Annotated in this window: 5 protein-coding genes; 2 read left to right on the forward strand and 3 right to left on the reverse strand. The window is 72.5% G+C overall.

Annotated elements, in window-relative coordinates; genetic code table 11:
* Positions 1–126 precede the first annotated feature (126 nt).
* The gene (locus ACTIDRAF_RS0223695) at positions 127–375 is read right to left on the reverse strand and encodes a glutaredoxin family protein (protein WP_016701172.1); all 249 of its coding nucleotides are present in this window, start codon (positions 373–375) and stop codon (positions 127–129) included.
* The gene (locus tag ACTIDRAF_RS0223700; protein ID WP_016701173.1) at positions 372–1,529 is read right to left on the reverse strand and encodes an acyl-CoA dehydrogenase family protein; all 1,158 of its coding nucleotides are present in this window, start codon (positions 1,527–1,529) and stop codon (positions 372–374) included. Before ACTIDRAF_RS0223700 ends, ACTIDRAF_RS0223695 begins: the two co-directional genes overlap by 4 nt.
* A 210-nt stretch (positions 1,530–1,739) precedes the next feature.
* Between ACTIDRAF_RS0223700 and ACTIDRAF_RS0223705 the strand changes: the two genes are divergently transcribed.
* Entirely contained in the window at positions 1,740–2,354 is a 615-nt protein-coding gene (locus ACTIDRAF_RS0223705; protein ID WP_425359132.1) for an RNA polymerase sigma factor, read from the forward strand.
* A gap of 128 nt (positions 2,355–2,482) precedes the next feature.
* Positions 2,483–3,475 (forward strand): HAD family hydrolase, encoded by a 993-nt coding sequence (locus tag ACTIDRAF_RS0223710; RefSeq protein WP_016701175.1) that lies wholly within the window; start codon positions 2,483–2,485, stop codon positions 3,473–3,475.
* Positions 3,476–3,524: 49 nt separating this feature from the next.
* Here the strand turns inward: ACTIDRAF_RS0223710 and ACTIDRAF_RS0223715 are convergent.
* Positions 3,525–4,350, reverse strand: an 826-nt coding sequence (locus ACTIDRAF_RS0223715) for a 1-acyl-sn-glycerol-3-phosphate acyltransferase (RefSeq protein ID WP_016701176.1), incomplete at its 5' end; no start/stop codon positions are given.

Below are 4,350 nucleotides of genomic sequence, written 5' to 3' on the forward strand. Positions count from 1 at the left end.
TTCCGATCTGGCGGATCCCGCCAGCCGGCCCCCGCACGACGGCCAGCTCGGAGCCGGCGTCGGCGCCGGAGGAGCGGACGAGACCGCCACCCGAGCTCCTCCCCCGCGCCCGGCCGGGGGGGGCGCTCACCGCAGGGCCGCGCGCAGCCGCTCCTCCTCGACACGCCAGTACCCGTGCTCCCGCCCGTCGACCAGGATCACCGGGACGCGGTCGCCGTACTCGGCGCGCAGCTCGCGGTCGTCGTCGACGTCCTGCGAGGTCCAGGGGACGCCGAGTTCACCGCAGATCCGGTCGATGTCCCGCTCGGCCTCGACGCAGCCGTGGCACCCCTGGCGGACCAACAGCGTGACGGTGTGGTGGTCTGGCACGGTCACCGTTGTACCAGGGAACGCGCGATCACCATGCGCTGGATCTGGTTGGTGCCCTCCACGATCTGCAGCACCTTCGCCTCCCGCATGTAGCGCTCGACGGGGTAGTCCTCCACGTACCCCGCACCCCCGAGGACCTGGACCATGTCGGTGGTGACCCGCATGCAGGTGTCGGTGGCCACCAACTTCGCCATCGCCGCCTGCCTGCCGAACGGCAGGCGGGCGTCCTTGAGCCGGGCGGCGGCGAGGTAGAGCTGGCGTGCCGCTTCGATGCCCGCCGCCGCGTCGGCGATCAGGAACGACACCCCCTGGAAGTCCCCGATCGGCCGGCCGAACGCCGTGCGCTGACCCGCGTACTCCACGGCGACGTCCAGTGCGGCCTGGGCCACGCCCACCGCTCCGGCGGCGATGCCGAGGCGCCCGGCGTCGAGCGCCGCCATCGCCACCCGGAACCCCTCGCCCTCGGCGCCCAGGCGCCGTTCGACGGGCACCTCCACCCCGTCGAGCACGACCTGGGACGTCACCGACGCCCGCAAGCCCATCTTGCGTTCCGGGCTCGCCCCGCTGAGGCCAGGTGCGGCCCCGTCGACGAGGAAGGCGCTGATGCCCTTGGGGCCGTCCTCCCCCGTCCTGGCCAGGACCAGGTAGAAGTCGGCGACCCCGCCGTGCGTCACCCACGCCTTCGTGCCGGACAGCCGGTACCCGTCGGCGGTCCGCTCCGCCCTGGTCCGCAACGCGGCCGCGTCGGATCCGGAGTGCGGCTCGGAGAGGCAGTACGCCCCCAGCAGGTCACCGCCGACCATGTCCGGGAGCCAGCGGTCGCGTTGTTCGTCGCTGCCGAAAGCGGCCAGTCCGTGGCAGGAGAGGCAGTGCACGCTGGTGCCGAGCCCCACCGTCAGCCAGGCCCGCGACAGCTCCTCCACCACCTGGAGGTAGACCTCGTAGGGCTGCCCACCCCCGCCGTACTCCTCCGGGTAGGGCAGGCCGAGGAGACCCGCCTGTCCGAGCAGCCTGAAGAGGTCCCGGGGGAACTCGCGGCGCTCCTCGGCCTCCGCCGCGCGCGGGGCGAGTTCCCTGCTGGCGATGTCCCTCGTGAGCGCGAGCAGGTCCCGCGCCTCCTGGCTCGGTAACCACCGCTCCACCTCTCGCGCGTTCGTCACTCGATGACCTCCGTACCACTCGGACGAGCTCTCCGACCGAATTCTGGGTCATCCGATACTCGGGCGTCCAATGTTCCGCCGAGATCGTCGGTGCCGCCGCTCATCAGCGCCCACCTCCCCGGAGGAGGACCCTGCTGGAGTGAAAAACCGGGCTGAACTGGAAGTTGGTGGCCGGGGTTCGCCAGAATCCCCCCCGACCACCAACCCTGGGTGACCACTCAGCCACTCCTCGGGTTCGGTGCGACAGGGGGTGGGATGTCGACGACACGGGCGGAAGGGTGGTCGCTCGTCCGCGCCGCCCAGCGGGGCGATCCGGCCGCCTTCGCCGAGCTGTACCGGACGCACGTGGACGTCGTGTTCCGGTACGCGCTGCTGAGGACCGGCGACCGGGACCTGGCGGAGGACGTCACCAGTGAGACCTTCCTGCGGGCGCTGCGCAGGATCAGTTCGCTGCGCGAGCGCGGCCGGGACGTCAGCGCCTGGTTCGTGACCATCGCGCGCAACCTGGTCCTCGACCACGTGCGCTCCGGCCAGTACCGGATGGAGGTACCGGTCGCCCGGCCGGAGGACGGGCTACCGGCCTCGCTGCCCGTGCAGGCCGGCCCCGAACAGAAGGTCCTCACCGAGGCGGTGCACTCCGAGCTGCTGCGCCACCTGGGCCGGCTCGGCACCGACCAGCGGGAGTGCGTGGTCCTCCGCTTCCTCGGCGGCCTGTCGGTGGCCGAGACGGCGGCCAGGATGGGCCGCAACGAAGGGGCGGTGAAGGCTCTCCAGCAGCGGGCCGTGCGTCGGCTGGCCCGCATGTTGCCGGACGGGATCCGGTGACACACCCGACCCCACCCGCAGCGGGGGTTCCCACTCCCACCGCCGGGCCCGGCACCACGGCACGAGGACGGTCCGCGCCGCCCCGCCACCGGCGCGGACCCGTGTTGAGGCTCGGGTCACGGCGAGTGATGATCTCGCCGGTTCCCCGGATCGTTACCCTGGAAACCGAATCCCCTCCGGAACCGACCCGCTGGGAGCGATACCCACCGATCCAGGGAGGCGCCGCGGTGCCGTTGTGGCGGAAGCGCGAGACCGGCCAGGCACTGGAAGACCACGCGACCCGGGCGGGCCAGATCTCGGCGGAGGCGGCGGTCACCGCGCCGGCCGAGGTGCCCGCCGTGGCGCCCGACCTCACGGCCGCGGCGTTCTTCGACGTCGACAACACCATGATGATGGGGGCGTCGATCTACCACTTCGCCCGCGGCCTGGCGGCGCGGAAGTACTTCACCACGTCCGACATGGCGGGCTTCGCCTGGCAGCAGATCAAGTTCCGCATCGGCGGGCGGGAGAACCCCGAGGAGATCCAGTCCAGCCGGGAACAGGCCCTCTCCTTCGTCGCCGGTCGCTCCGTGGAGGAGCTGGTCCGCCTGAGCGAGGAGATCTACGACGAGGTGATGGCGGACCGGATCTGGGAGGGCACCCGCGCGCTCGCGCAGAAGCACCTGGACTCCGGCCAGCGGGTGTGGCTGGTCACCGCGACGCCGCGCGAGCTCGCGGACATCATCGCCCGTCGTCTCGGTCTCACCGGCGCGTTGGGGACGGTGGCCGAGAGCGAGGACGGCGTCTACACCGGGCGCCTCGTCGGTGACCTGCTGCACGGCAAGGCCAAGGCCCAGGCGGTGCGCGCGTTGGCCGTGCGCGAGGGCCTGCACCTCCGCCGGTGCACCGCCTACTCCGACTCGGTCAACGACATCCCGATGCTGTCGGCGGTGGGCACCGCCGTCGCCGTGAACCCGGACCCCCCGCTGCGGGAGGCGGCCAGGGCCAGGGGCTGGCAGATCAGGGACTTCCGCACCGGTAGGCGGGCCGCGAAGATCGGGGTGAACTCGATGCTCGGGGCGGGGGCGCTCGTCGGAGCCGTCGCCGCCGGCCTGCGCTACCACCGCCGTCCGAGGGTCTGACAACCCGCGCCCGGCGCCGGCGCCCGGTCCGGGCGCGGGCCGCCCCAGCTCAGCCGAGGAACACGCTCTGCCGCTGGGACAGCATCCGGTAGAGGGTCTGCTGGATCGTCTCGCGCACCTGGTCGGTGAGGTCGAAGACAAGCATCGGGTCCTCCGCCGCGTCCGGCCCGTACTCCACCGTGCTGATCGGCTCACCGAACTCGATGTACCACTTCGACGGCAGCGGAACGGCACCCAACGGCCCCAGCAGGGGGAAGAACGGCGTGATCGGGAAGTAGGGCAGGCCGAGCAGCCGGGCCAGCGGTCGAACGTCCCCGATCTTCGGGTAGATCTCCTCGGCACCCACGATCGAACACGGCACGATCGGCGTGCCCGTGCGCAGCGCGGCGGAGACGAAACCGCCCCGGCCGAAACGCTGGAGCTTGTAGCGGTCCCGGAACGGCTTGCCCACCCCCTTGAAGCCCTCCGGCCAGACACCGACCACCTCGCCGCCGCGGAGCAGCCGCTCCGCGTCCGGGGCGCAGGCCAGGGTGTGGCCGGCCCTGCGCGCCGTCGCCCCGAGCACGGGGAGGCGGAAGACCAGGTCGGCCCCGAGTATGCGCAGGTGCCGCCGGTCGGGGTGGTGGTCGTGGATGGCCACCGCCGTCATCAGCGCGTCCACCGGCAGGGTGCCGGCGTGGTTCGCGACGACGAGCGCCCCGCTGTCGCCCGGCACGTTGTGCAGCCCCATCGCCTCGACCCGGAACCACCGCTCGTAGAGCAGGCGCAGCGCGGGCAGGAACACCGCGTCGTTGAGCTCCGTGTCGAACCCGAACTCGTCGACCTCGTACTCGCCGGCGAGGCGCCGGCGGACGAACCGCACCAGCTCCGCCAGC

It is taken from the genome of Actinoalloteichus spitiensis RMV-1378 (genome assembly GCF_000239155.1).
Classification (GTDB): Bacteria; Actinomycetota; Actinomycetes; order Mycobacteriales; family Pseudonocardiaceae; genus Actinoalloteichus_B; species Actinoalloteichus_B spitiensis.